This is a genomic window from Melioribacteraceae bacterium, assembly GCA_019638015.1.
Taxonomy (GTDB): domain Bacteria; phylum Bacteroidota; class Ignavibacteria; order Ignavibacteriales; family Melioribacteraceae; genus JAHBUP01.
Genome location: JAHBUP010000001.1, coordinates 1,948,000 through 1,973,027 on the forward strand (window position 1 = coordinate 1,948,000; position 25,028 = coordinate 1,973,027).

The window sequence follows — 25,028 nt, forward strand, 5'->3', positions numbered from 1 at the left end:
GAATGAGTGAAAAGATATTATATAGTTACACTGGCATATTTGATACTCCGGATGAGATTATTCATGCGGCTGAAAAGATAAGTAAAGAAGGATTCACGAAGTACGACGTGAACACTCCTTATCCATTGCATGGAATGAATAAGGCAATGAACCTTCCACCCTCAAAGTTGGGGTATTTGTCTTTAGCTGTAGGATTATCGGGAGCCTTAGCCGCTTTACTTACAATGTATTGGATGTCAGCTGTAGATTACCCAATCATAGTAGGAGGAAAGCCCTTATTCTCGTTCCCGGCTTATGTACCGGTAATGTTCGAGGTAACTGTATTATCTGCTTCAATAGCTACGGTACTGGGAATGTTATTCATCTTTTTTAAATTGCCGAATAACAGTCATCCGCTTCAAGGAACCGATTATATGAAGATGGTTTCCTCGGATAAATACGGTATTAGTATTGCGGCTGATGATCCAAAATTTGATGAATCGTCTATCAAAAATTTATTAACCGAATTACATGCTAAACATATCACAGCAATATATTATGATAATGAAGAGATAAATCATAAACATAATATCTTTGAACCAAAGTTTATCGGCTTTCTATTAATTGCCGCTCTATTCACATCAGGCATAACATACTTCACACTTAATAAACTAATGTTTATGCTTCCATTTAATTGGATGATGGAACAGGAAAAACTAAATCCACAGCATTCTTCCGAAATATTTTCAGATGGATTTGGAATGAGAAAACCTGTAGAGGGAACTATTGCGAGAGGATATTTACCATATCAGTTTGCCGGTCAGCCAGATCTAGCGGGGGAAAAACTCATTAATCCTCTTCCATTTTCTGAAAAAGTACTTACACTCGGACAAAGAAAATATGATACATTCTGTAGCCCATGTCATGGTTATAATGGTGAAGGGGATAGCCGGTTGAGAGGGCAGTTTCCTAATCCTCCTAGTCTCCATTCTGAAAAGGTAAGAAATTGGAGCGATGGAAGAATCTATGCTGTTTTAATGGATGGCCAGAATATTATGCCTTCATATACTTCTCAGTTGGACGATGAAGAAAGATGGGCTACAATTCATTATTTAAGAGCACTACAAAGAGCTCTAAATGCTAAGGAGTCTGACTTAAAATGAGTTCAAATTCAAAAGTTGAGTATGTGAAAAAAGAATTGCCCGCCTCTATTCAGCGGTTAGGTTATATACTATCCATAGTTGGGTTAGTTTTAGTAGTTCTTTCATATTTAGTAGATGCCGATAGAGCCGCGTTCAATAATGTAATACTTTACACTTTTATCGCTAGTATTGGGGTTGGCTCATTATTTCTGGTTTATACTGAATATCTTTCTGGTGCGGTTTGGAGTACAGCTTTCAGAAGAATTAGTGAATTTTTATCATATTCAATTTATATTCTTCCTCTTTTACTGATACCGGTATTTTTTAATATTGGGCATATTTTTCACTGGCTTCATCCTGAGCCGGATGACAAAATATTAGCTGCTAAAGCTCCTTATCTTAATATTGAGTTCTTTGTAATTCGTACAGTCGCGTTCATTCTTATATGGATTTTGTTTCAATACTTAGTTACAAAAAATTCTAAAAAGCAGGACACTTCTTTAGATCAAAATTTGACAACAAAGAATATCAGACTTTCGGCAGTCTTTATGCCATTCTTCGCAATTACGATTTCATTTACCGCTATAGATTATTTAATGAGTTTAGAACCTCATTGGTTCTCTACAATTTTTGGAGTCTATTATTTTTCTGGTACCATGCTTGCCGGATTAGCTTCTGTTACTATAATTGTGGTCTATCTAAATGAGAGGGGACTTCTTATAAAAGGATTAACCAACGATCATTATTATAGTCTCGGCGCGCTAATGTTTGCCTTTACAAATTTTTGGGCTTACATCGCGTTTAGCCAATATTTACTTATTTGGTACGCTAATTTACCCGAAGAAACATTCTGGTTTTTAGCAAGATGGGAAGGGGGATGGCAGTACATTACAATTGGATTAATAATTGTAAAATTTGCAGTTCCTTATATAGGATTGCTGAGCCAACCTTCAAAAATGAATCCAAAGAGATTAGTGGTTATGAGCGCATGGATTTTATTCGCTCATTATTATGATTTGTATTGGTTAGCGATGCCTAATTATAATAAAGGAAATTTAACATTAGGGTGGAATGAACTTGGTTTTCCAATATTAGCCGTAGGTTTAGTTATACTTGTATTTACAACAAAAGCAAAGAATAATAATTTAGTACCAATTGGTGATCCTAAAATTAAACGTGGTCTTGATTTCAGATTATAAGATTAATTACTATGAACAAAAATCAAAAAATTGAAGAAGAGATAGACTTTAAAGGATTAATAAAAAATCCAATAAGATTATTCGGCTGGTTTTTCCCCTACTTTTTTATTCTGATGTTAGTATTAGGGATCTACTTCGTAAAGAAATTACCTGCCGTTTCACTAAATGATCAACCCGTAGGCTTGATTGATTCAACACTTTTGAAAACTGATGTTCCCCTAAAAAAGGGGGGATTAATGCCAGCTGTAGATTTAGCTCTTGTAATGAAACCTGATGAAGCATTTATTTCAAAAGGTAAAGAATTATATGACGCTAATTGTCAATCATGCCATGGTGCAAATGGATTGGGTGATGGTACAGCGGGCGCAATGCTAAACCCAAAGCCAAGAAATTTTCATGATAAAGAGGGATGGACTAACGGAAGATCTTTTGATATGCTTTACAAAACATTGCAGGAGGGAATAATCAAAAATGGAATGGCCGCTTACGAATATCTCTCACCGGCAGACCGTTTTGCAATCATTTTATATTTGAGGACATTTGCTGAATATCCTGAAATAAAAGAATCTGAAATTACTTCTCTCGACGCAGAATATAAATTATCGGCAGGCACTCTTGTTCCAAACACTATTCCAGTTTCTATTGCAATGGAGAAACTCACTTCTGAATTTAAAATAAAAGAAGAGACTTTTAATAGTTTTAGAGAAAAAGTTTATCAATCAGAAGAACAGATTGCGGTTTTAGTTCAATCATTAATTAGTGATGAGCAAAAAGTAATCACTACCATATTAAATAGTGATTTCGCTTCGCCGGATGCATTCGTTGAAACTATTGGAAAAAATCCCATCAGTTATGGTTTTACAGTTAAAGTATTACATCTGAGTAAAGATGATTTACGTATAGCTTTTGATTTCTTAAAAAAAGCTCTTTCATAATTATAAATAGATATGTTAAAAAAAACCTTAAATACCTTTTTGCTATTGAAACTCATTACTGCAGTAACATTTTCTCAACAGATAAATGTTGGCATTGATGAAAAATTAGGGGATTATCTACCAAAGGATGCAATAGTTGTCACATCAGATAATGATACTGTAAAACTGGGATCATTAATAAATAAGCCATTGATTTTAGCGTTTGTTTATTATGAATGTCCCGGTTTATGCAATCCACTTCAATCCGAAATAGCATGGATTATTGGAAAGATGGATTTGGTACCGGGTGTTGATTATAAAGTAATATCACTCAGCTTTGATCACCACGAAAAAAGTGAAATAGCTGCAAGGTGGAAAAACAACTACATACCTACTATCAAAAGAAAAATTGATCCAAACGATTGGCTTTTTTTAACGGCTGATAGCATTAATATAAATAAGATTACTCAAGCAGCCGGTTTCTATTTCAAACCTGATGATAAAGAGTTTACGCATGCCGGAGCAATTATTGCTATTTCTCCGGAGGGGAAAATATCACGATATATTTTTGGTACTCAGTACAATCCTTTTGATGTAAAAATGGCGTTGCTTGATGCCGGCAGCGGAAAAACTAAACCAACTATAAATAAAGTTTTAGAATTTTGTTTTAGTTATGATCCTGAAGGAAGACAGTATACCCTAAATGTTACAAGAATAATTGGAACTGTAATGCTTTTAGGCGTAGGTATATTTTTTGGAGTGTTATTATTTAAGAAAAAGAAAAATTCAATGAATGAAGGAGCTGATATAAATGGCTAATGGTAATTCTGCTATTGCCGAAAAAAGTTTTTTTGATCAAAGTACTAATAAGTACAATGGTGTTGGTTCATGGTTATTAACGGTAGACCATAAAAGAATAGGTTTGATGTATTTCTGGACTATTCTGTTTTTCTTCCTTGTCGCCGCTGTAATTGGTTTGCTAATGCGATTCGAATTGATTGCGCCAGGTAAGCAATTATTTGAAGCCCAAACTTATAATCAATTATTTACACTTCATGGTGTAATAATGATTTTTCTCTTCATTATACCTGGTCTTCCAGCAATATTTGGAAATTTTTTTCTGCCAATTCAAATTGGTGCAAGAGATGTAGCCTTTCCACGTTTAAATTTACTCTCATACTACATTTATATAGTGGGTGCGGTTTTAGCTCTTCTCGCAATTTCACTCCCCGGCGGAGCGATTGATACCGGATGGACATTTTATATTCCTTATAGTGTTCGAACAAGCACAAATGTATCGTTAGCAATTTTTGCGGCTTTTATTCTTGGGTTCTCGTCAATATTGACCGGAATTAATTTTGTTACTACTGTTCATCGTTTACGGGCTCCGGGAATGACATTCTTTAAAATGCCACTTTTTGTTTGGTCAACTTATGCAACAGCCTGGATCCAAATAATTGCTACACCAGTTATTGGAATAACAATTGTACTTGTGATTCTTGAAAGAGCATTCGGAGTTGGTATTTTTGATCCGGCACTAGGCGGTGATCCCATTTTATTTCAACACTTATTTTGGATATACTCTCATCCTGCAGTGTATATAATGATTTTACCTGCAATGGGAGTCGTTTCGGAGATAATTCCAACTTTTTCCCGAAGAACGATTTTTGGCTATAAAGCTATTGCCATGTCGAGTCTTGCTATCGCTTTTGTTGGATATCTGGTTTGGGCGCATCATATGTTTACATCCGGAATGAGCGATACTGCAAGATGGATATTTTCACTACTCACTTTTATAGTTGCTCTTCCTAGTGGAGTTAAAGTATTTAATTGGGTCGCTACAATGTATAAAGGGTCGATTGATCCCAAAACTCCTTTTTTGTGGGTGATGAATTTTATATTTCTATTTTCTATTGGAGGATTAACTGGATTGGTACTGGGCTCTCTCTCGACAGATATCCATCTACATGATACATATTTTGTGGTGGCTCATTTTCATTATGTAATGTTCGGGGGAACAGGAACTATATTTTTTGCGGCGCTGCATTACTGGTTCCCCAAAATGTTTGGAAAAATGTATAATGAAAGATTAGCTCAAATAGCTGTTGCGCTTTTTTTCATCGGTTTTAACATGCTCTATTTCCCTAAATTTATTTTAGGTTATTTGGGAATGCCAAGAAGATATTATGACTATTTACCTGAGTTTGAAGCTTTGCAAAAAATATCAACTTTCGGTTCATGGATTTTAGTCCCTACATTATTTTTCATTGTTGGCTATTTGGTTCATGCGTTAATTAAAGGGAAAAAAGCGGGACCAAATCCTTGGGGAGGAGTTACGCTTGAATGGCATATTCAATCCCCTCCAACAGTAGAAAATTTTGATGTAATTCCAACTGTTACTCACGAACCGTACGATTTCAGTCAATTGAAGGAGTTAAAGCATGACTCATAATCACGATACTGCCGCGGTTCATCATGTGCATCGTGATGATGTTGGCGCAAGAATGGGAATGTGGCTTTTTCTTTTTACGGAAGTACTTCTCTTTGGCGGATTATTCCTAATATATGCGGTGTATCGATTTCAATACGCAGACCAATTTAGAATTGCCGGATTAGAATTAAACACCGGAATAGGCGCTCTGAATACTATCATTCTTTTATCGAGTAGTTTAACTGTTGCTCTTTCTATCACTGCTCTGCAAAAAGGGAATAAATTTTTAAGTTTAGTTTTTCTTTATGCAACGCAAGTATTCGCTGTTCTGTTCATGATAAATAAATATTTTGAATGGTCTGCAAAAATTTCTCATGGAATTTTCCCCGGTTCAGAAGAGATGCTTAATAAACATAATGGCGAAATATTGTTTTATGGATTGTATTATATAATGACTGGTTTACACGGATTACACGTGATTATTGGGATGATAATAATTGGCGTAGTTATGGTTTTTATTAAAAATGATAAAATCACTAGCGAAAGTTATGTTAAACTTGAAAATGCGGGTCTTTACTGGCACTTAGTTGATTTGATCTGGATTTTCCTTTTCCCATTATTCTATTTAATTCAATAAGGTTTATTATGGAAAGTAATCATAAAAGTCATCCTGGCTATGTTTCATATATTATTGTGTGGGTCGCGCTTCTTGCGTTAACTTCAATTACTGTAACTATTGCCGGAATTAATTTGGGCAACTATACCTTAATAATTGCGATGCTGATAGCCGCTATAAAATCGATGCTGGTTATAAATATTTTTATGCACATAAAGTATGAAGATGCCATTTTTAAAGTGTTTCTTGCTCTAAGCGGTTTAACATTGTTAATCATTTTTATATTAACATTTTTCGATTTTATCTATAGATGAGGATCTAAATGAGTCCAGCTCCAACAAGTCATGTAGAGTCTGTTGATTTTGTAATGCTTTATATTGTGGGCATTTCAGTAATTCTGTTATTGGGAATTACTGCGGTCATGATATATTTTGTTTTTAAGTATCATAGAAAAAAAGGGCATAAACCGGTTGATATTCATGGTAATGTTTTATTAGAAATTATTTGGATTGCAATACCAACCATACTTGTCTTATCTATGTTTTATTTCGGTTATACGAGTTTCCGCGATATTAGAATTAAGCCAAAGGACGCTATGGCTGTGAAAGTTACAGCAAGGATGTGGCAGTTTTCTTTCGAGTATGAGAATGGAAAAAAATCAGATACTCTATATGTACCAATTAATAAAGGTATAGATCTTCAAATGGAATCGGTTGACGTAAATCATTCATTATATATTCCGGCATTCAGAATTAAAGAAGATGTGATAAAAGGAAAAACAACTAATCTCTATTTCACTGCTGAAGTTGAGGGGACATATGATATCGCCTGCGCTGAATATTGCGGATTAGATCATTCAATGATGTATTCACAGGTTAAAGTAGTATCTGCTGATAGTTTCAAAACATGGTATTCAACTGTGGATTCTATCACCGATTCAACCAAAACTAAATAAAAAATTTGTGGTAAATATTAACAAACATATAAATATTATTTCGCAGCTAGGGAAGTTCAAAATCACTTTCTTTGTAGCTATATCCTCCTCTGTAGGGTATATTCTATATAAGGAATCGATTGATATATTGATGATTCTGCCGGTACTAGGAATTTTTTTGTTAGCCAGCGGTTCATCGGGATTTAATCATCTACAAGAGAGAAAGTATGACCTATTGATGGACCGGACTAAAGGAAGACCTATACCATCGGGAGAAATTACTGAGACTTACGCATATTCCTTTGCAATACTATTCTCATTGATTGGGATGTCCCTTTTATATTTTTATGGGAATTTAATTAGCGCGATATTGGGTTTAACCGCTTTAATATGGTATAATTTAGTTTATACCCCCTTAAAAATGAAAAGTGCATTAGCAGTTGTTCCCGGCTCTGTAATTGGTGCTCTCCCTCCAGTAATCGGGTGGACCTCAGCCGGGGGAGAAGTTACTGATCCAAAAATACTTTCATTTGCATTATTCTTTTTTATTTGGCAAATACCACATTTCTGGCTACTACTTTTAATGTACAATAAAGATTATGAGAAAGCGGGATTCCCAACTTTGACAAAGATATTCAACAATGTGCAGCTAAGCAGAATAACCTATGTTTGGATCAGCGGATTAGTTGCGAGTTGTTTATTACTGCCCTTATTTGGGGTAGTTAACAACGATATAGCTATACTCGGTTTGTTTATATCCGGGATTTGGCTTCTTTGGAAATCAAAATCAATTCTGAGCGAGTATTTTGAAAGGATTGCCATACGAAATGCGTTTATGAATATTAATCTTTTTGTTCTCGCCGTTGTATTTATTATATCAATCGAAAAGTTATTTTTAACTGAACTTTAATGGTATTCAAATGGAATTTTTAGATAACTCGGTTTTACCACAATCTACTCACCACATGCATTTATTGAAATATTTGCTTGTGCTAACAAATCTTATTTTATATTCATACATAGGAACTTTGTGGGGTAGTTTTGTTTTATCTTTATATTATAAAAGACTGGCCAAAAAACATAACTCTCAAAAGTATAATGAAATTGCGAAGTACATTATTGATCTGGTAACTTTTAATAAAAGTGTCTCCTTTGGGCTGGGAATAATTCCAATGTTAAGTTCGGCTTTTTGTTATGCTCAGCTCTTGCATCTAAGCGGTGTTCAAACTGCTGGATTTATAATTATTGCGAGCGGATTTTTATTTGTTTCAATAATTTTTGTTTACACATATAAGCATACTTTTCATCTTTCCGATATTTTAGGTGCCTCTGTAAATGAAATATCTGGTGAAAAAAATAATTATTTGGAAGGTGCAAAAAAGCTTAATAGTTCTTCAGGTTTATGGGGAATGGTTACATTAACATTATCAATATTAATTTATTTCAGCGCTTCGCAATTTGCATCGGATTCTGGTTCTTGGTCGGAGAGGAATAATTTCCTTGGAATTATATTTTCCTTGGATTCAGTGATATCATTTTTACAATTTCTTTTAATATCATTTATTGCAAGCTCCACCTTATTATTATATAAAATATTTAGTGTTGATAAGAAAATTGATGACGGGGAATTCGGGGAATTAAAGAATAAATTGCTCATAGTTCTGTTAATATCATTAATAATAATTCCAGCTCTAATACTTTTACTGATAATCGTAAAACCTGCTAACACGTTGAGTTATGAATTTTTTGCTACGAGTATAACTGTGTTTGCTTTAATCCTGTTGTTGGTGATTTCAACATATAAAATGTTGAAGAACAATTTAATAAGGAATAGTAGTAATGCTTTTTTCATGGTAATATTTCTGTTATTTTTTATTGTTCTAAAGGAACAATACGCATTTGATTCTGCCACTAAACAGCATTTTGAGATGCTCTCGGCAAACTACAATGAATTTACTACTAATCTAAAAAAAGAAATGGGAATGTTTACTGAACAGATTAGTGGACAAGATATTTATAATGGCAGATGTATTGCCTGCCATAACTTTGATCAAAAAATTGTTGGGCCGCCGTATAATGATGTGCTTCCGAAATATGTTGATAAAAAAGATGATCTTGTTAAATACATTTTAAATCCGGTTAAAGTAAATCCTGAATATCCTGCTATGCCTAGTCAAGGGTTAAAGCCTAATGAAGCTGAAGCAGTGGCGGAATATCTTTTGACCACATACAAGAAATAATATTACCTCTACTTTTATTTAAGGGGATTAATCTTTGTGAAGATGAATCCCCTTTCTTATTTTAAACAAACAGAAAAATTATTATGCTCACACTCATAGAAGTATTAACCAAATCAACCGAATATCTTGAAAAAAAGGGGATTGACTCTGCACGTCTCAATGCCGAGTTGTTACTTGCGGAAGTACTAAATTGTAAGCGTTTAGATATTTATCTGCGCTTTGATAAACCTTTAGCTGAAGATGAATTAGTGAAATATCGTGAATTTATTTCTCGAAGAGGAAAGTACGAACCTCTTCAATATATTGTGGGTTATACAGAATTTTATGGCCAAAGAATAAATGTGACTAAAGATGTTTTAATTCCTCGACCAGAAACGGAAATTCTCGTTGAATCTATTGTTGATCAATTCCGTTCTGTTCCAAACTTAAAAATTATTGATATTGGCACCGGGAGCGGCAATATTTCAATCGCGCTGGCCAAAAATCTTATATCACCATCAATCACAACAATCGACACTTCGCAAGAAGCAATCATTGTTGCTAAAAATAATTGCACTCTAAATAATCTTAATGGTGAAGTAGATTTTGTTCACGGGGATATACTAACTCATTCATTTCAACATGAATATGATATTGTCGTTTCAAATCCTCCATACATATCTTTGACAGAATATGAATCATTGCAAAATGAGGTGAAGTATTATGAACCAAAAAATGCATTAACGGATTTTCATGATGGACTATTTTATTTCGAATCTATCGCACATAAAATGTATGATTATCTCACAAGTGGTGGCAAAATATTTTTTGAGATTGGTTTTGGGCAGTCTGCTGCGGTTAAAAAAATCTTAACTAATAATAAATATTCCCACATTGAGATAATTAAAGATTATCAAAACATAGATCGAGTAATTTTCGGAGTCAGAGAATGAGGGCTGTAATTCAAAGAGTTTCAGCTGGTTCAGTGAAAATTGAAGCTCCAGAGCATTATGAAGAGATTGGGAAGGGGATGGTAATACTTCTCGGTGTAAAAATCGGGGATACAGATGGTGACGCAATTTATCTTGCCGACAAATGCTGTAATCTCCGCATATTTGAAGATTCAAATGATAAGATGAATATATCGCTAAAAGATATAAACGGAGAGGCGCTAGTGATTTCACAGTTTACTTTGTTTGGTGATACCAGAAAGGGGAACAGACCCAGTTTTTCGGAGGCGGCTGAACCAGAATCCGCAAATCAGCTTTACGAAAAATTTATTGAGCAGATGAAAAAGAACCTAAGTAACGAAAAAGTTAAAAAAGGAATATTTGGAGCCATGATGGAAGTCAAAATTATCAATACCGGCCCGGTTACTTTAATTGTTGAATCGAAGGGATAACGATATCATGAGCAGAGTGCTGATGATATTTATTGATGGTGTTGGTATCGGCGAAAATGACCCATTAAAAAATCCATTCTTCAAATTTGGCTTTAATACATTTACGAAAATATTTGGTAGAATACCCCATCTTAGTGATCAAAGAATTTCGATCACTAATGGAGCAGTTTTCCCGGTTGATCCGCTACTTGATATCCCAGGAATTCCACTAAGCGGAACAGGGCAAACATCCATTTTTTGCGGGATTAATGCTCCCCGATTTATAAATCAACATTTCGGACCTTATCCATATTCTACATTAATACCAATAATTAGAGAGCAAAATATATTTGCCGAGCTGATAAAAAAAGGTAAGTCAGTTGCCTTTGCCAATGCTTATCCAAAAATATTTTTCGATTATATAAATTCGGGAAGGAGAAGACTAAGTGTAACTACTTTAAGCTGCATACTTTCCGACGTTTACCTAAGGAAAATAAAAGATTTATATCAAGGTAAAGCCCTTAGTGCTGAAATTGATAATAGAAGATTTGTTGAGCGCTTAAATTATAAGCTGCCAATTATCAAGCATGAGCTAGCGGCAAGGAGATTGGTTCGATTAACCCGGGAGCACGATTTTACACTATTTGAAATTTTTCATACCGATCATATTGGTCATGGCCGAAACAGTGAAATGCTTATTCAGTTTCATACTTTACTCGACTCATTTCTTCAATCTATTATACAAAACCTACCCGATGACACTACCTTTTTACTTTGTTCTGATCATGGTAATTATGAAGATTTATCAATCAAGAGCCACACTTTAAATCCTTCGTTGGCTATAGCGTATGGCCCAGGAGCTGACTATTTGAGCAAGAGAATATCGAATCTCACACATATTAAGGAAGCATTAATGGACTTAATACTTTGAAAAATTATCCAGTTATAAAAGTAGCTATGCTTTTTATTTTGGGTATCATTTTACAAAAGGTATTTAATCTCCAAACAGGATTATTACTTTACCCTTGGATTTTATTTTTTGTTCTCTCAATTATATTTTTACTTTTTTATAAAAAAGAATCATTACAGATTTGTTTTGTAATCTTAACACTAATTATTTCGGGGGCATTTTACTTTTCATATATGTTTAATCCGGTTTCCTATCCCTTCCAAAAAGAAAAACTTGCAAAAAGTAATGTTTTTGGTACAATCAGCGATATTGAACTGGAAAAGGAAAATAAAATAATAATCTTCGTCGATACTGATTCTGTAAAGCATAATAATAATTCAGTTAACATCAATACAAAGTTAAGATGCGCTATATATGATTCAACTGAAGCATTGCGAAGTTTATACTCAAAACTGGGGATTGGGGATAAACTAAAAATTACCGGGACAATAATCCGTCCGAGGAATATTAGAAATCCGGGCGAGTTTGATTATGAACTTTACCTCAACCAAATTGATGTTGCCGGGATTATCAATACATTCTCTTCAAAGGAGATTTTACTATTAGATAAAGCTTCTCCAAATTTCAAACATTTTATTTTTCAAGTGAGGAAAAGTGTTGACCAATTATTAGAGAGTTCTCACAATAAAACTACCCATTCACTATTGCGTGGGTTATTACTTGCCGACCGAAGTTTAATTAGTTATGAATCGCGCAATGAATTTATATCTGCAGGTGTAATTCATGTACTGGCAGTATCTGGACTTCATGTTGGATTTATTGCAATGATTTTTGTCTTCCTTTTTTCACGATTTGGATTTAAGGCGAAGATGATTTTGACAATTTTCGGTTTGGTGGTATTCACGTTAATATGCGGCGCACCGCCATCGGTAGTTCGCGCTTCAATTATGGCTATTGTTATTATTATTGCAAAATTAACCGGAAGAAGTACAAATCTTTTTAACTCACTGGCAATTGCAGCACTTATAATTATATTGATTAATCCGAATGAATTATTTTCTCCCGGCTTTCAATTATCATTTAGCGCTGTTTTATCAATAGGAATAATGTATCCAATTCTGAATAAATTATTTAATGCTGAAGCCATTAGAAATCGATACTATAAGTATATAATTCAGTTTGTAGCTGTTTCCTTGTCAGCTCAAATAGGCACTCTTCCTTTTACGATTTATTATTTTGAAAAAGTATCACTAGTTGCGTTGTTGGCTAATTTTTTTGTGATACCATTGATAGGCATTATTTTAATTACAGCGTTTATTACACTATTTATATCAATTATTTTTCCATTTCTGACTCTATTTTATGCTTCAGCAAATGAATTTCTAACATTTATTCTATTTAATATAGTTCACCAATCTGCTGTTATTAAATACTCTTCATTTGAAGTATTCAATTATTCTATTTATGATGGATTAGTGTTTTATCTTTCGGTTGTTACATTATTCTTTGTACTTAAAAAATTTGTTACAACAATTCCCAAAATTATTGCAGTAATTTTATTGTTCCCAGTCAGTATTCTCTTTTCCCAAATTGATAATGAAAAATTATTGGATGATAAAAAATTTAATTTAGTGATGCTCGATGTTGGGCAGGGAGATAGTTTTTTTATAATGTTCCCAGATGGTAAAACAGCATTAATTGATGCAGGTGAAAAAACGGAATATTTTGATATAGGTGAGTACATTTTATATCCCTTTTTCAAAAGAAATAACATTAAAAAAATTGATTACGCATTTGTTTCTCATCTGGATACTGATCATGCAGGAGGGTTTAATTATTTAGTAGAGAAGAACTTTATAGATACTATTTACCTTCCAACGATTGATTCCACGAATAGTGAAGACTTGTATTTTAACAGACGCTTAAAAGAATATGGTGTTATAACTCGTAATTATAATAAATCAAGATTAAACATTAGTGGTGCTGAATTGTATATTCTTAATGATGAATACTCTAATAGACTTGCGGGTACAAACAGTAATAGAAAAAGTGGTCTAATGAAACTAGTATTTGGTAATTACTCATTTCTCTTTACAGGTGATACCGACAAATTTATGGAAGGGTATTATTCTCGAAGATATGCTGAATTTTTGAATTCAACATTTCTAAAAGTTGGGCATCATGGAAGCAAAACTAGTACTTCTGAAATATTCCTTAATCTGGTCAATCCCCAAAATGCTCTTATCAGTTGTGGAGTTGAAAATAAATTTAAGCACCCAAGTAAGTCGATAATTGATTTATTAGAAGGTGAGAATATCAGCATATTTAGAACTGATAAATCCGGTGCTGTTATATTTACTACCGATGGGAAAGAATTAAATCAAATTAATTGGCGGAATTTATAGATGAAATACTACTCAAATCATTCACTAAAATCATATAACACTTTTGCGTTAAATGAAACGGCATCTCACTTTTATGTAATTGAAGAGGATCATGAATTATATGAACTTCATGATAAAGGGGTATTCAACGGAGAACATTTAATTTTGGGTGGGGGCAGTAATGTACTTTTTACTAAAAATGTAGAATGCCCGGTACTTCATATGAAAACGATTGGGATTAGAAAAATATCGGAGGATGAAACTAAAGTAATTCTTGATGTTAAAGCCGGAGTTGAATGGAATGAGTTAGTTCATTATGCAGTCGAAAATAATTTTTATGGAATTGAAAACTTAACAGATATTCCGGGTACTTGCGGTGCGGCTCCAATCCAGAATATTGGTGCATATGGAGTTGAAATAAAAGATGTTCTAATTGATGTGCAATATTTTGATATTGCGTCAAAGACAATTAAAGTTATTAATAGTGGTGATTGTAATTTCGGTTACCGCGATAGCATTTTTAAGAATGAGTTAAAAGGTAAATATATAATTACCGGAATAACAATTGAACTGAAGAAAACAAAAAAACTTATCACAAACTATAGAGCAATAAAAGATTTCTTAGGCAACAAAAAGGAGGAAGATTTAACACTTCATGAATTAAGTGAGCTGATTTCGAAGATTAGGAGCAGTAAACTTCCGGACCCGAAGAGGTTTGGAAATGCCGGTAGTTTTTTCAAAAATCCCGAGATTTCAAAAAAACAGCTTGAAAAATTAAAAGAGAATCATAGTGATTTGGTTTTCTTTGAGGTGGAAAATTCTAAGTATAAAATTCCGGCCGCATACATGATTGAAAAATGTGGTTTCAAAGGAAAGAATGTGGGAAATGTTGGAACATATAACAGGCAGGCTTTAGTTATTATCAATCTTGGGCGAGCCACCGGAAATGAAATTCTAGATTACGCTAAAAAAATACAAGATGCTGTTTATCAAAAATTTAATGTAAAGATTCATCCGGAAGTAAATATTATCTGATGGAATTCAAATTCTATATTTATTCATTCGTAATTCTTCTAACTATTTATGGCATTGCGGTAGGGAATTACCCAAAATTCAGAATGAACAGAGCAACAATTGCGCTGATTGGTGCGGTTGTACTCATCCTAATAAATGCCATAAGTTTTGAAAAAGCACTTCAAGCAGTCGATCTAAATACAATCTTGCTCCTCTTTTCTATGATGGTTATTAATTCGAATCTTAAAATTTCCGGCTTCTTTAATAAAACTACCCAGTTTGTTCTAAAATATGCCAGCACACCAACTAGGTTGATTTTCCTAGTTACATTTTCTTCAGGAATTCTTTCCGCTCTATTTCTTAACGATACAATTGTACTTGCCGTAACGCCTGTACTTATTGATGTGTTAAAAAAACTTAAGCGGAATCCTATACCTTACATAATTGCCTTGGTAGCGTCTGCCAATGTTGGTTCATCCGCAACTCTCATTGGTAATCCTCAAAACATGATTATTGGAGTATCATCCGGGATTAGTTTTGTTGATTATACAATTATCCAGAGTGTACCCTCAATAATTGGTTTAGTCTTAATTAATCTTATAATCATACCATTGTACCGTAAGGAATTTAGCAATGAAAATTTTGGTACTATTCATATAGAGCGGGTGTACATTTATAAACCTCTACTGATTAAAAGTATAGTCTCATTAATTATAATGCTCGGTATGTTAGTTTTCGGAATTAATTTGGCTTTATCAGCTTTTACGGCGGCGGCAATTTTATTATTTACTAGAAGGCTAAAACCGGAACGAGTATTTCAAGAAATTGATTGGTCTTTGCTTGTATTTTTTTCCGGATTATTTATTATTACTGATTCTATTGAGACTTCAGGAATCGGGAATATACTATTTGTTGGAATGAAACCATTTTTTGATGGAGGACTTGCGAGTTTTACCGTTACAACGGCTTTGTTATCAAATTTAGTTTCTAATGTACCGGCGGTAATACTAATAAAACCATTAATTCCAATGATGGGGAGTGAGGATAAGGTCTGGATGGTACTCGGTTTTGCATCCACATTCGCGGGTAATTTAACACTCTTGGGTTCAGTAGCAAATCTAATTGGCATTGAAATAGCGAGAAAACAAAATATCATAATTAGTTTTTGGGAATACCTTAAAAGTGGTATTCTTATAACCATTCTCACTATTGCCGTTGGATTAATTTGGTTTAGCTATATTGTTTGAACTATTCTTCAATCTGTACAGCAGTACCGCAGGCAGAAACCATTAACATACTTCCACCTTGCCCAATAGTTTCAAAGTCTAAATCTACAGCCACAACAGCATTTCCACCCATAGCGCGTGCTTGATCCAGCATCTCACTTATAGCAATATCTTTAGCTTGCCGCAATTCACGTTCATACGCCGCTGATCTTCCGCCAACTATATCTCGGATGCTGGCAAATAAGTCTTTAAAAATATTTGCTCCTAAAATAGCTTCGCCGGAAACCAAACCTAAATACTTTGTAATTTTTTTCCCTTCGATAGATGGGGTGGTTGTTACTAACATTTGAACTCCTAATTATGTTACTCAAATATAAGAATCTTCCTCATTTTCCAAATCATTATCTTCATTGCTGAACATACTGCTCAGCATATCTTTAAATTCAACCCCACTTTCAATTAAATATTTGCTGAGTAATGAATGCTCCGATAATCCATGTAGCACAAATTCCATATATAGTAGTTTTTCATTCTTATCAATTTTTGGGTAATATTTATCTACTAACTCGCTCAATCCCTCTACTTTCGTGATAGTCAATTCATAGTCGTTAAATGACAGATTATTAAGTAAATCAATTTTATTGCCTTTTGAAAACCATTCCATAATCCTTTGATAAGGATTTTCTTCATGCTTTTTCTTTACTCGATCTGGCGAAGGGAAGTGATTGTTAAATTGGAATTTAACGGCTTTACTCAATAAAATATGAGCTACTTTAACGGGTCCTTCCTGCTCACCTTCATACACTAATTCAACCTTTCCAGTTATTGATGGAATGATTCCAATAATATCGGAAATGCGCACGAAAGTATTAGATTCATTATTGATTAGAATTCTTCTCTCGGCATAGCTATAAACATTTTCCAGTGCAGATATAGTTAGCCTTGCCGAGACACCACTTTTTGAATCAACAAATTCACTTGAGCGTGCTTCAATTGCAGTCTGCTCAATTATGCTTTTTATCAACTCGGGAACATGAATTCTATTTCGCTGATTCTCATCCAACTTTACTTCCTGTGCTGTAATATTTTTTGATATAGAAAGTGATTTTGGGTAATGCGTTAGAATTTGGGAATCGATTCGATCCTTTAAAGGTGTAACTATTGATCCACGATTTGTGTAATCCTCCGGATTAGCAGTAAAAATGAATTGAACATCGAGCGGAAGTCTTACTTTAAATCCTCTAATTTGAATATCTTTTTCTTGTAGAATATTAAAGAGAGCGACTTGAATTCTTGCTTGCAAATCGGGTAATTCATTAATCACAAATATTCCTCGATTAGACCGTGGAATTAAACCATAATGAATTACTCTTTCATCAGAATAGGGAAGTTTTAATGAAGCCGCTTTTATCGGATCAACATCCCCAATCAAATCCGCAATTGTAACATCTGGTGTGGCAAGTTTCTCGGTATATCTGTCGTTCCGGTGAACCCAGTCAATCTTTGTATTTTCTCCATTGACGGCAACTTGATCTTTACCATACCGGGAAATTGGATTAAATGGATCATCATTCAATTCTGAACCTGCAATTATTGGATGATATTCATCCAGCAGATTCGTCATTAACCGGGCAATTTTTGTTTTTGCCTGTCCACGAAGACCCAATAAAATAATATTATGTTTTGAAAGAATGGCAGTCTGGATTTCAGGAATGACCGTTTCATCATACCCAATAATATCGCTAAATAAATTAACTTTATTCTTTAGAGAATTAATGAGATTGTGTCTCATCTCTTCTTTCACACTTACACTTTTATATTTTGCTGACTTTAATTCGCCAAGAGTATTAATTTTTAAGTAATTCATTATCATTCCTTATTTCATTTTCTTTCTTCTGTTACGAACGTAGTCTTCAAACACAAATTCCCCCAAATTATTCAAACTACTGTAATATGCTTTTCCTTGATTAGTTTTAGTGAACTCACGAACAAACTGCTGAAGATATGAATCGCGCGCGATCATAAAGGTTGTAATTTGAATTCCCAGCTTTTTGCAACGGGCTGCGAGATCGAGAGTTTTATTTACAATTTTTGAATCAAGTCCAAAACTGTTTTTGTAGTATTTAATACCAATTTTTAAACATGTGGGCTTACCATCGGTAATCATAAAAATCTGTTTGTTCTTGTTTTTTTTCTTTCTTAAGATATCCATTGCCATCTCAAGCCCGGCAACTGTATTTGTATGGAAAGGTCCAACATTAAGGTAAGGTAGATCTTTTATTTGAATTTGTTTTGCGTCATCACCAAAAGTCAGAATATCCAAAGTATCAGATGGGTACTTTGTTGTAATTAGTTCAGCAAGCGCCATAGCTACTTTTTTGGCTGGGCTAATTCTATCCTCCCCATAAAGAATCATCGAATGTGAAATGTCTATCATCAATACTGTTGATGAGGAAGTTTTATAATCCATCTCCTCAATTTCCAGGTCCTCCTCTGTAAGTCTAAAATCATTTATACCATGATTAATCTGAGCATTTTTAATTGAGCTCGTGAGATCAATTTGGTCGAGTGAATCACCAAACTGAAATGATCTCCGGTCAGCATTTTTTTCATCGCCCATGCCGCTAAAAGTAGATCTATGATGACCACGCCCCGATTTTTTAAGTTTCCCGAAAATTTCCTCAAGCGAACGTCTTCTAATTTCTTTTTCAGATTTAGCGGTTATCGAAAAATTACCATTATGGTTATCATCACTTATGAAGCCCTTTTCTTTCAATTCCTCTATAAAGTCCCCAATTCCATAACCATTCTTTGTAATTGAGTATTTTCTATCCAACTTATTAAGAAGATTTAGGGCTTCAGATACATTTCCCGAGGTTATATTTAAAATTTGAAGGAAAATATCAAGAAGTTGATCAAAGCCGATCGACTCTGATTTTGAAGGTAAAAATTTGGTGAATCTGTGTCCGAGCATTTTTTTACTTTATAAACCCATTTGACTCTTCAAAAGTTCTTTTAAATCAATTAAAATGCTGAATAAACTAATACTTAAAAATGTTTGAAATTCATTACATTTAAGTACCATTTTTTGTGAAATATATAATTGGATTTTTCAAAACAATACATAATTCAAGCAATAACTACTGCTGCTAATAATTTACGGCTCAGTTCCGAAAAAATTGAAACGGTAGCTATTTTAAAAGAACGGCTATCTAATTCTTCGAACATAAGTGAAGAAATTAAATTATTTAAAAAAATTACAGAGTTGTCAAAATTAGGAATAAGGCTAAATGAAATTTTGATCTCATTTGAGAGTACGAGAATTGATTTCCTAAAAATATCGGATCGATTCAAAGAGCATAGCGCAAATCTTGTTAGGGAATTAAGTAATTCACTTGATAATATAACTCCGCAGCATTTAAGAGAGACATTTCAGAAATTTGACAACAATCCAATCAACATCGACTTAACAAAAAAGACTGCAGGAAGAACTAATTGGGAACAGATGGAAGAAACTATAAACCAAAGTATTAGTAATATCCCTGGACGTTCAAAAGCTGACGAGTTGAAGGAAGAGATTATAATGTCGGATCTTAATGAAGATCAACTTTTTAATTTTGAAAAATTTGAAGAAAAAATTTTGACTCCGGTAAAAGAAATTGACCGATTTTTAGATAAAGTTACTCGTTACGATTTTACTGAGGCTGAAGCAAAACATTTTATAAATTTAATGAGTGAAAATGGTAATGCAAGTAGGAACGCCGGTTATGAAATACTAGCCAATATGCATTCAATATTTTCGAGAGGACTTGAATTAGTAAATCAGAAAAAACTAGCTCCAAGTGTTCAAATAATTGAGTCGCTGAGAGCATGTTTAATTGTTATTGTTGCTGTGGTGAGAGGTAAAGAGGTGGATATCACAAGCTATCTAAATAGAGCTGAGACCTTTGGTCGCGGTATATTTTCAAAACAAAAGGGAAATTAAATGGAATTATTTGCTGTAATTATGGCTGGAGGAGTTGGCGCTCGGTTCTGGCCCCGTAGTAGAGAGAAGAAACCAAAACAATTAATTAGCATCCTCGGCAGTAATTCGATGATTCAAGATACAGTTTATAGATTAAAAGGATTAGTAAAAGATGAAAATATTCTTGTAATTACTAATAAAGTTCAGAAAATGGCTGTGAGAGAACAACTCCCACAAATTCCAGAAGAAAATATTATTGATGAGCCTTTCGGTAAAAACACCGCAGCTTGTATTGGTTTGGCTACTGTTGTAATTCGTAAAAAATCGCCCGATGCGGTTACTATAACATTACCGGCCGATCATTTAATTAAAGATGAAGAAGAATTTAGGAAGTGCCTGCTGACCGCCGCAGAATACGCTAATAAATCAAAAGGACTTCTCACAATAGGCATTACTCCAACAAGACCAGAGACCGGTTACGGATATATTCAGTACGACGAAAAGAAGATAAGTGAGAATATTTTTAAGGTTCTTACCTTTGCCGAAAAACCTAATTTAGCAACGGCAAAAAGATTTGTTTCCGCCGGAGATTTTTTGTGGAATTCGGGAATCTTTGTTTGGCGGGTGGATTCTATTATGGAAGAATTTTCAAAATATATGCCGGAACTTTATGATGGTATGATTGAGGTTGAAGAAAGTATTGGGACAGCTAATTTTAACAAACAGATAGTTAAAGTATATGGTCAGCTAAAAAGTATATCCATTGATTATGGTATAATGGAAAATTCTGATAAAGTTTTTGTAACTAAAGCTGATTTTTACTGGAATGATGTGGGGCATTGGGAAGCAGTTTATGAAATTACCCCCAAAGATGATGAGGGAAATGCAGTGGTTGGTGACTCTTACATGATAAATTCATTCGGCACCTATATATATTCACCAGATAAGTTTGCGGCCGTTATTGGTGTCGAAAATTTAATTGTAATTAATACAGATGATTCAATACTTATCTGTCATCGGAATAATGTTCAAGATGTAAAGCAGGTTGTAGATTACTTAAAAATGAATCAACGGACAGAGCTTCTTTGATGAAAAGACTTATCACCGAAAAAGAAATTGAACAATTAGCTAGAAATGACATAAGAGTATTAATTCTTGAACCTAATTCGGTAATTACACCGTTAGCAAAAGATAAAATTGTTGAACTAAAGATTGATGTAATTTATCAACAAAATTATAAGGCAGAAAAAAATAGAATCTCATGCGATAAGTCGCGTTGTTATATCGGGTCCGATCATACAGGAGTTTCAGTTAAAAAGAAGCTGATCGATTTTATCAAAACATTTAATTTTGAAATTATTGATGTGGGTACATATACAGAAGATGCAGTAGATTACCCGGATTTCGCTAAATCGATAGCGACAAAAGTGTTATCTGATAATTCAGCATTCGGAATTATTCTAGACGCAACGGGTATTCCCTCCTGCATTACAGCCAATAAATTCAAGGGTATTAGAGCCGCTACTTGTTATAATGAATTTTCCGCACGCTCATCGAGAGAACACAACGATGCCAACATTATTGTATTAGGCGCAAAATCTCTCGGTGAAGAAACAATTAAGTCAATCCTAAAAGTATGGTTCGAATCTGAATTTCAGGGATCGCGTCATCAGAAAAGATTAGATAAAATCAAAGATATCGAAGAGAACAATTTTAAATAAAATTACAAAAGAACGAGAATATTTTGTACGTCGAAAAATCAATCGTCCAATCAGTAGAAGTAATTAACAATTCAACATTTTTACTTAAAGTATTATCTCCGTCAATAGCATCAGCCATAAAACCGGGGCAATTCTGCAATGTAAAAGTATCTGAATCAAATTTCCCCTTATTACGAAGACCGTTCAGTATTTGTGATGTTGAGAATGAGAGCATCTTTTTTCTATTCGATCTACATGGTGAGGGGACGAAGATTCTTTCAAAAAAAAATGTGGGTGATGAACTTGATATTTTAGGACCATTGGGAAAAGGATTTAATTTAGAAGGTAATTACGAAACCGCTGTAATTGTAGCTGGGGGATTAGGTTCGGCCCCCTTTCCTTTTCTAATCAAAAAAATGGATCCCGCTAAAAATATTAAATGTTTAGTCGGTGCCAGATCTAGTGAACTTGTTGTTACTTATCAATTAAAAAATGCATTTATTGCTACAGATGATGGAAGTGAGGGATTTAAGGGTAATGTAGTTGAGTTGTTAAAAAATGAAATTCATTCACTTCAGAAGATAAGAATATTCGCATGCGGTCCAAATGTAATGTTAAAGGCTTTACAAGAATATTGCATCGCAAATAAATTGGATTGTCAAATATCTGTTGAATGCCCAATGGCTTGCGGTTTTGGAATATGTCAAGGATGTCCAATTGAAACTTACGATAAACAGAGTTATAAGTTAGTATGTAAAGATGGCCCCGTATTCAATGCTGATGAGGTTTCATTATGAAAGTGGATCTCTCAGTTAATCTTGGAACCTTAAAATTAAAAAATCCGGTTTTATTAGCATCGGGTACTGTTGGTTATGGAAATGAAATTGCTCAATTTACCGATCTATCCAAACTTGGGGGAATAGTAACAAAATCTCTCTCGTTAAAACCAAGAAGAGGAAATCCACCACAAAGAATTGTTGAAACAGCATCTGGAATGCTGAACGCTATTGGGCTTGCTAATGTTGGCGTTGAGGAATTCATTAAAGAAAAAATCCCTTTTCTCAAAAATCTTAATACTACTATAATTTGTAATATTGCCGCCTCGTCGATTGAAGAGTATGTGGAATGTGTAAAACTAATTGATCCCGAAGAAACAATTTCGGCATTCGAAATAAATGTATCGTGCCCAAATGTTAAAGAGGGGGGATTAGAATTCGGGAATGATATAAATGCAGTTGGTAAAATAACTGCTCAGGTTAGAGCTGTAACTTCGAAGCCAATTATCATAAAATTATCACCAAATGTCTCCAGAATTCATCCATTTGCAAAAGCCGCAAAGGATGAAGGTGCCGATGCTGTATCTGCAATTAATACACTGGTTGGAACTTCGTTTGATATCTGGACCCGAAAACCCAAAATAAAAAATATAACCGGTGGACTTTCAGGTCCAGCGATTAAGCCTGTGGCACTTGCCAAAGTACTTGAGATAAGCCGAAATGTTGATATTCCTATAATTGGTATTGGTGGCATTATGGATTGGAAAGATGCAGCAGAATTTATGATTGCCGGTGCATCAGCATTTCAAATTGGGACTGTAAATTTCATAAACCCTAATGCAGGGATTGAGATAGTTGAAGGTCTGCAAGCATATGCTGAAAAAATGAGAATTGATAAACTTTCACAGATAACGGCTACTTACCAGATATGATAGAGATAGAGGATGCGCTGAAAAAGTTATATTCACTGCATCAGTTCAATATTAAGCTTGGGCTGGAATCTATTACTTCACTTCTTGAATTTATCGGTAATCCTCACAAAAAATTGAATGCATTTCATATTGCTGGTTCAAATGGAAAAGGAAGCACAGCATCTTTTATAGCAAGTATATTGCAAGAATCGGGATTTCGAGTCGGATTGTACACATCACCTCATATTGAAAGATTTAATGAGAGAATAAGAATAAATGGAATTACAATTTCAGATGAGTATATTTCAAAATTTGTTGAAAGGGTGAATCATTTTATTGAGGAGAAAAAGGCAACCTTTTTTGAAATTACCACAGCATTGGCGTTTCAATACTTTAATGATGAGGATGTTGATTATTGTGTTATTGAAACTGGACTTGGAGGGAGGCTCGACGCAACAAATGTTTTAGATCCAATTGCAAGTATAATTACTACTATTAGTCTAGAGCATACTAATATTTTAGGGGATAGCATTGAAAAAATTGCTTATGAGAAAGGGGGAATCATAAAACCTACCAAACCGGTTTTTGTTGGTCTTCTTGAAGAGAATGCAATTGTAGAAATAAAAAAGATTTGTGCAAAAAATAAAAGTGAAATGTTTCAAGTATCTGAAACTCTTGAGGTTAATAAAGATTATTCCAGATTATCTCTCCCAGCTTATGATTATACAATTTATAGCACTCCGTTAAAAGGGGATTACCAAAGAGCTAATTGTGCACTTGCAATTTTAGCAGTTAATTTTCTTGTTCAGCAAGCGACTTCAAAAAATATAACTAATGGAATATTGAATGTACTTCAAAACAGCGGTATTATGTGTCGATATGAAGTTTATAATGACTATCCAAAAGTAATTTTTGACGCTTCTCATAATGTTGAGAGTATTTCTGCTTTTCTTCGAGAGTTTGAGAAGGAAAAAGGGAATTACAGAAAGGTCACTCTAATCTTCGGTATTATGAAGGATAAGAATATTGATGAAATAGTCACCATTCTAAAAGGAAAGTTTGATGAATATTTAGTTACAAGTATTAACAGTGAGCGTGCTGCAGATGCTTTTATTTTAAATGAAAAGTTCATGAATGAGGGGTGCAATACTAAAGTAGTTGCCAATCCTCACAAATACATTCTTGAGCATCAAATTAAGGGAGGGGATAATTGTTTAGTTGTACTTGGAAGTATTTATTTGTTAGGGGAAATAAAAAAAATGTTAATTAACTCTTGACAATGACCCATTCTAAACTTAATTTTTCGATGTACCTCAAATACTTCAATA

The 25,028-nt window shown here is 33.9% G+C and carries 25 protein-coding genes; 22 read left to right on the forward strand and 3 right to left on the reverse strand.

Translation table 11 applies throughout. The features are described 5' to 3' along the window. Positions 1 to 2 precede the first annotated feature (2 nt). The 16 genes from KF816_08230 to KF816_08305 all read left to right on the forward strand — a co-directional run bounded on the left by KF816_08230 (position 3) and on the right by KF816_08305 (position 16,370). Positions 3 to 1,142 (forward strand): DUF3341 domain-containing protein, encoded by a 1,140-nt coding sequence (locus KF816_08230; protein ID MBX3007998.1) that lies wholly within the window; start codon positions 3 to 5, stop codon positions 1,140 to 1,142. 74 nt (positions 1,143 to 1,216) lie between these two features. Further along, positions 1,217 to 2,320, forward strand: a complete 1,104-nt coding sequence (locus KF816_08235) for a quinol:cytochrome C oxidoreductase (protein MBX3007999.1) — start codon at positions 1,217 to 1,219, stop codon at positions 2,318 to 2,320. Between the two features lie 11 nt (positions 2,321 to 2,331). Beyond that, positions 2,332 to 3,255 carry a cytochrome c gene (locus KF816_08240; GenBank protein ID MBX3008000.1) on the forward strand — a complete coding sequence of 308 codons (924 nt, stop codon included), beginning with the start codon at positions 2,332 to 2,334 and terminating at the stop codon, positions 3,253 to 3,255. Between the two features lie 12 nt (positions 3,256 to 3,267). Next, positions 3,268 to 4,053: an SCO family protein gene (locus KF816_08245; GenBank protein MBX3008001.1), complete on the forward strand. Its 786-nt coding sequence runs from the start codon at positions 3,268 to 3,270 to the stop codon at positions 4,051 to 4,053. Beyond that, positions 4,046 to 5,686: a cytochrome c oxidase subunit I gene (gene ctaD, locus KF816_08250; GenBank protein ID MBX3008002.1), complete on the forward strand. Its 1,641-nt coding sequence runs from the start codon at positions 4,046 to 4,048 to the stop codon at positions 5,684 to 5,686. The genes KF816_08245 and ctaD overlap by 8 nt, the downstream gene beginning before the upstream one ends. Then, positions 5,676 to 6,302 (forward strand): cytochrome c oxidase subunit 3, encoded by a 627-nt coding sequence (locus KF816_08255; protein MBX3008003.1) that lies wholly within the window; start codon positions 5,676 to 5,678, stop codon positions 6,300 to 6,302. Before ctaD ends, KF816_08255 begins: the two co-directional genes overlap by 11 nt. A gap of 8 nt (positions 6,303 to 6,310) precedes the next feature. Beyond that, positions 6,311 to 6,595, forward strand: coding sequence for a cytochrome C oxidase subunit IV family protein (locus KF816_08260; protein ID MBX3008004.1), 285 nt, complete (start codon positions 6,311 to 6,313; stop codon positions 6,593 to 6,595). A gap of 8 nt (positions 6,596 to 6,603) precedes the next feature. Continuing rightward, a complete protein-coding gene (coxB, locus tag KF816_08265; GenBank protein MBX3008005.1) occupies positions 6,604 to 7,236 on the forward strand; it encodes a cytochrome c oxidase subunit II in 633 nt (210 codons plus the stop codon). Between the two features lie 7 nt (positions 7,237 to 7,243). Further along, positions 7,244 to 8,125 (forward strand): protoheme IX farnesyltransferase, encoded by an 882-nt coding sequence (locus KF816_08270; GenBank protein ID MBX3008006.1) that lies wholly within the window; start codon positions 7,244 to 7,246, stop codon positions 8,123 to 8,125. A gap of 10 nt (positions 8,126 to 8,135) precedes the next feature. After that, a complete protein-coding gene (locus KF816_08275; GenBank protein ID MBX3008007.1) occupies positions 8,136 to 9,455 on the forward strand; it encodes a cytochrome c in 1,320 nt (439 codons plus the stop codon). A gap of 83 nt (positions 9,456 to 9,538) precedes the next feature. After that, entirely contained in the window at positions 9,539 to 10,387 is an 849-nt protein-coding gene (prmC, locus tag KF816_08280; protein ID MBX3008008.1) for a peptide chain release factor N(5)-glutamine methyltransferase, read from the forward strand. Continuing rightward, positions 10,384 to 10,836, forward strand: coding sequence for a D-tyrosyl-tRNA(Tyr) deacylase (gene dtd / locus KF816_08285; GenBank protein MBX3008009.1), 453 nt, complete (start codon positions 10,384 to 10,386; stop codon positions 10,834 to 10,836). The genes prmC and dtd overlap by 4 nt, the downstream gene beginning before the upstream one ends. A gap of 7 nt (positions 10,837 to 10,843) precedes the next feature. Then, positions 10,844 to 11,746 (forward strand): alkaline phosphatase family protein, encoded by a 903-nt coding sequence (locus KF816_08290; protein MBX3008010.1) that lies wholly within the window; start codon positions 10,844 to 10,846, stop codon positions 11,744 to 11,746. Next, the gene (locus tag KF816_08295) at positions 11,743 to 14,130 is read left to right on the forward strand and encodes a DNA internalization-related competence protein ComEC/Rec2 (GenBank protein ID MBX3008011.1); all 2,388 of its coding nucleotides are present in this window, start codon (positions 11,743 to 11,745) and stop codon (positions 14,128 to 14,130) included. Before KF816_08290 ends, KF816_08295 begins: the two co-directional genes overlap by 4 nt. Beyond that, on the forward strand, positions 14,131 to 15,144 hold the full coding sequence (gene murB, locus KF816_08300; GenBank protein MBX3008012.1) for a UDP-N-acetylmuramate dehydrogenase: 1,014 nt from the start codon (positions 14,131 to 14,133) through the stop codon (positions 15,142 to 15,144). After that, positions 15,144 to 16,370 carry an anion transporter gene (locus tag KF816_08305; GenBank protein MBX3008013.1) on the forward strand — a complete coding sequence of 409 codons (1,227 nt, stop codon included), beginning with the start codon at positions 15,144 to 15,146 and terminating at the stop codon, positions 16,368 to 16,370. The genes murB and KF816_08305 overlap by 1 nt, the downstream gene beginning before the upstream one ends. A 1-nt stretch (position 16,371) precedes the next feature. Here KF816_08305 and KF816_08310 read toward each other — a convergent pair whose 3' ends face one another. From KF816_08310 to KF816_08320, 3 genes are read right to left on the reverse strand one after another with little or no spacing between them, the layout of a single operon-like run. Next, a complete protein-coding gene (locus KF816_08310) occupies positions 16,372 to 16,695 on the reverse strand; it encodes a heavy metal-binding domain-containing protein (GenBank protein MBX3008014.1) in 324 nt (107 codons plus the stop codon). A gap of 21 nt (positions 16,696 to 16,716) precedes the next feature. Continuing rightward, a complete protein-coding gene (locus tag KF816_08315; GenBank protein ID MBX3008015.1) occupies positions 16,717 to 18,216 on the reverse strand; it encodes a sigma 54-interacting transcriptional regulator in 1,500 nt (499 codons plus the stop codon). Positions 18,217 to 18,225: 9 nt separating this feature from the next. Further along, positions 18,226 to 19,323 (reverse strand): VWA domain-containing protein, encoded by a 1,098-nt coding sequence (locus tag KF816_08320; GenBank protein ID MBX3008016.1) that lies wholly within the window; start codon positions 19,321 to 19,323, stop codon positions 18,226 to 18,228. A gap of 129 nt (positions 19,324 to 19,452) precedes the next feature. Here KF816_08320 and KF816_08325 point away from each other — a divergent pair, with 129 nt between their 5' ends. The 6 genes from KF816_08325 to KF816_08350 are packed head-to-tail and all read left to right on the forward strand — an operon-like array spanning position 19,453 to position 24,977. Beyond that, positions 19,453 to 20,334 carry a hypothetical protein gene (locus KF816_08325; GenBank protein ID MBX3008017.1) on the forward strand — a complete coding sequence of 294 codons (882 nt, stop codon included), beginning with the start codon at positions 19,453 to 19,455 and terminating at the stop codon, positions 20,332 to 20,334. After that, on the forward strand, positions 20,335 to 21,402 hold the full coding sequence (locus KF816_08330; GenBank protein MBX3008018.1) for a mannose-1-phosphate guanylyltransferase: 1,068 nt from the start codon (positions 20,335 to 20,337) through the stop codon (positions 21,400 to 21,402). Continuing rightward, positions 21,402 to 22,034 (forward strand): ribose 5-phosphate isomerase B, encoded by a 633-nt coding sequence (gene rpiB, locus KF816_08335; protein ID MBX3008019.1) that lies wholly within the window; start codon positions 21,402 to 21,404, stop codon positions 22,032 to 22,034. Before KF816_08330 ends, rpiB begins: the two co-directional genes overlap by 1 nt. Before the next feature lie 23 nt (positions 22,035 to 22,057). Further along, a complete protein-coding gene (locus tag KF816_08340; GenBank protein MBX3008020.1) occupies positions 22,058 to 22,810 on the forward strand; it encodes a dihydroorotate dehydrogenase electron transfer subunit in 753 nt (250 codons plus the stop codon). Then, positions 22,807 to 23,721: a dihydroorotate dehydrogenase gene (locus tag KF816_08345; protein ID MBX3008021.1), complete on the forward strand. Its 915-nt coding sequence runs from the start codon at positions 22,807 to 22,809 to the stop codon at positions 23,719 to 23,721. Before KF816_08340 ends, KF816_08345 begins: the two co-directional genes overlap by 4 nt. Continuing rightward, positions 23,718 to 24,977: a bifunctional folylpolyglutamate synthase/dihydrofolate synthase gene (locus tag KF816_08350; GenBank protein ID MBX3008022.1), complete on the forward strand. Its 1,260-nt coding sequence runs from the start codon at positions 23,718 to 23,720 to the stop codon at positions 24,975 to 24,977. The genes KF816_08345 and KF816_08350 overlap by 4 nt, the downstream gene beginning before the upstream one ends. The last annotated feature ends 51 nt before the right edge of the window (positions 24,978 to 25,028 follow it).

What these genes read in the sequence shown, in the direction of transcription:
- KF816_08255 (MBX3008003.1), top strand. Translation starts at nt 5,676, where the DNA reads ATGACTCATAATCACGATACTGCCGCGGTTCATCATGTGCATCGTGAT.
- prmC (MBX3008008.1), top strand. Translation starts at nt 9,539, where the DNA reads ATGCTCACACTCATAGAAGTATTAACCAAATCAACCGAATATCTTGAA.
- KF816_08350 (MBX3008022.1), top strand. Translation starts at nt 23,718, where the DNA reads ATGATAGAGATAGAGGATGCGCTGAAAAAGTTATATTCACTGCATCAG.
- KF816_08290 (MBX3008010.1), top strand. Translation starts at nt 10,844, where the DNA reads ATGAGCAGAGTGCTGATGATATTTATTGATGGTGTTGGTATCGGCGAA.
- KF816_08245 (MBX3008001.1), top strand. Translation starts at nt 3,268, where the DNA reads ATGTTAAAAAAAACCTTAAATACCTTTTTGCTATTGAAACTCATTACT.
- rpiB (MBX3008019.1), top strand. Translation starts at nt 21,402, where the DNA reads ATGAAAAGACTTATCACCGAAAAAGAAATTGAACAATTAGCTAGAAAT.
- KF816_08310 (MBX3008014.1), bottom strand. Translation starts at nt 16,695, where the DNA reads ATGTTAGTAACAACCACCCCATCTATCGAAGGGAAAAAAATTACAAAG.
- KF816_08320 (MBX3008016.1), bottom strand. Translation starts at nt 19,323, where the DNA reads ATGCTCGGACACAGATTCACCAAATTTTTACCTTCAAAATCAGAGTCG.
- KF816_08230 (MBX3007998.1), top strand. Translation starts at nt 3, where the DNA reads ATGAGTGAAAAGATATTATATAGTTACACTGGCATATTTGATACTCCG.
- murB (MBX3008012.1), top strand. Translation starts at nt 14,131, where the DNA reads ATGAAATACTACTCAAATCATTCACTAAAATCATATAACACTTTTGCG.
- ctaD (MBX3008002.1), top strand. Translation starts at nt 4,046, where the DNA reads ATGGCTAATGGTAATTCTGCTATTGCCGAAAAAAGTTTTTTTGATCAA.
- KF816_08240 (MBX3008000.1), top strand. Translation starts at nt 2,332, where the DNA reads ATGAACAAAAATCAAAAAATTGAAGAAGAGATAGACTTTAAAGGATTA.
- KF816_08305 (MBX3008013.1), top strand. Translation starts at nt 15,144, where the DNA reads ATGGAATTCAAATTCTATATTTATTCATTCGTAATTCTTCTAACTATT.
- KF816_08260 (MBX3008004.1), top strand. Translation starts at nt 6,311, where the DNA reads ATGGAAAGTAATCATAAAAGTCATCCTGGCTATGTTTCATATATTATT.
- dtd (MBX3008009.1), top strand. Translation starts at nt 10,384, where the DNA reads ATGAGGGCTGTAATTCAAAGAGTTTCAGCTGGTTCAGTGAAAATTGAA.
- KF816_08275 (MBX3008007.1), top strand. Translation starts at nt 8,136, where the DNA reads ATGGAATTTTTAGATAACTCGGTTTTACCACAATCTACTCACCACATG.
- KF816_08330 (MBX3008018.1), top strand. Translation starts at nt 20,335, where the DNA reads ATGGAATTATTTGCTGTAATTATGGCTGGAGGAGTTGGCGCTCGGTTC.
- KF816_08315 (MBX3008015.1), bottom strand. Translation starts at nt 18,216, where the DNA reads ATGAATTACTTAAAAATTAATACTCTTGGCGAATTAAAGTCAGCAAAA.
- coxB (MBX3008005.1), top strand. Translation starts at nt 6,604, where the DNA reads ATGAGTCCAGCTCCAACAAGTCATGTAGAGTCTGTTGATTTTGTAATG.
- KF816_08345 (MBX3008021.1), top strand. Translation starts at nt 22,807, where the DNA reads ATGAAAGTGGATCTCTCAGTTAATCTTGGAACCTTAAAATTAAAAAAT.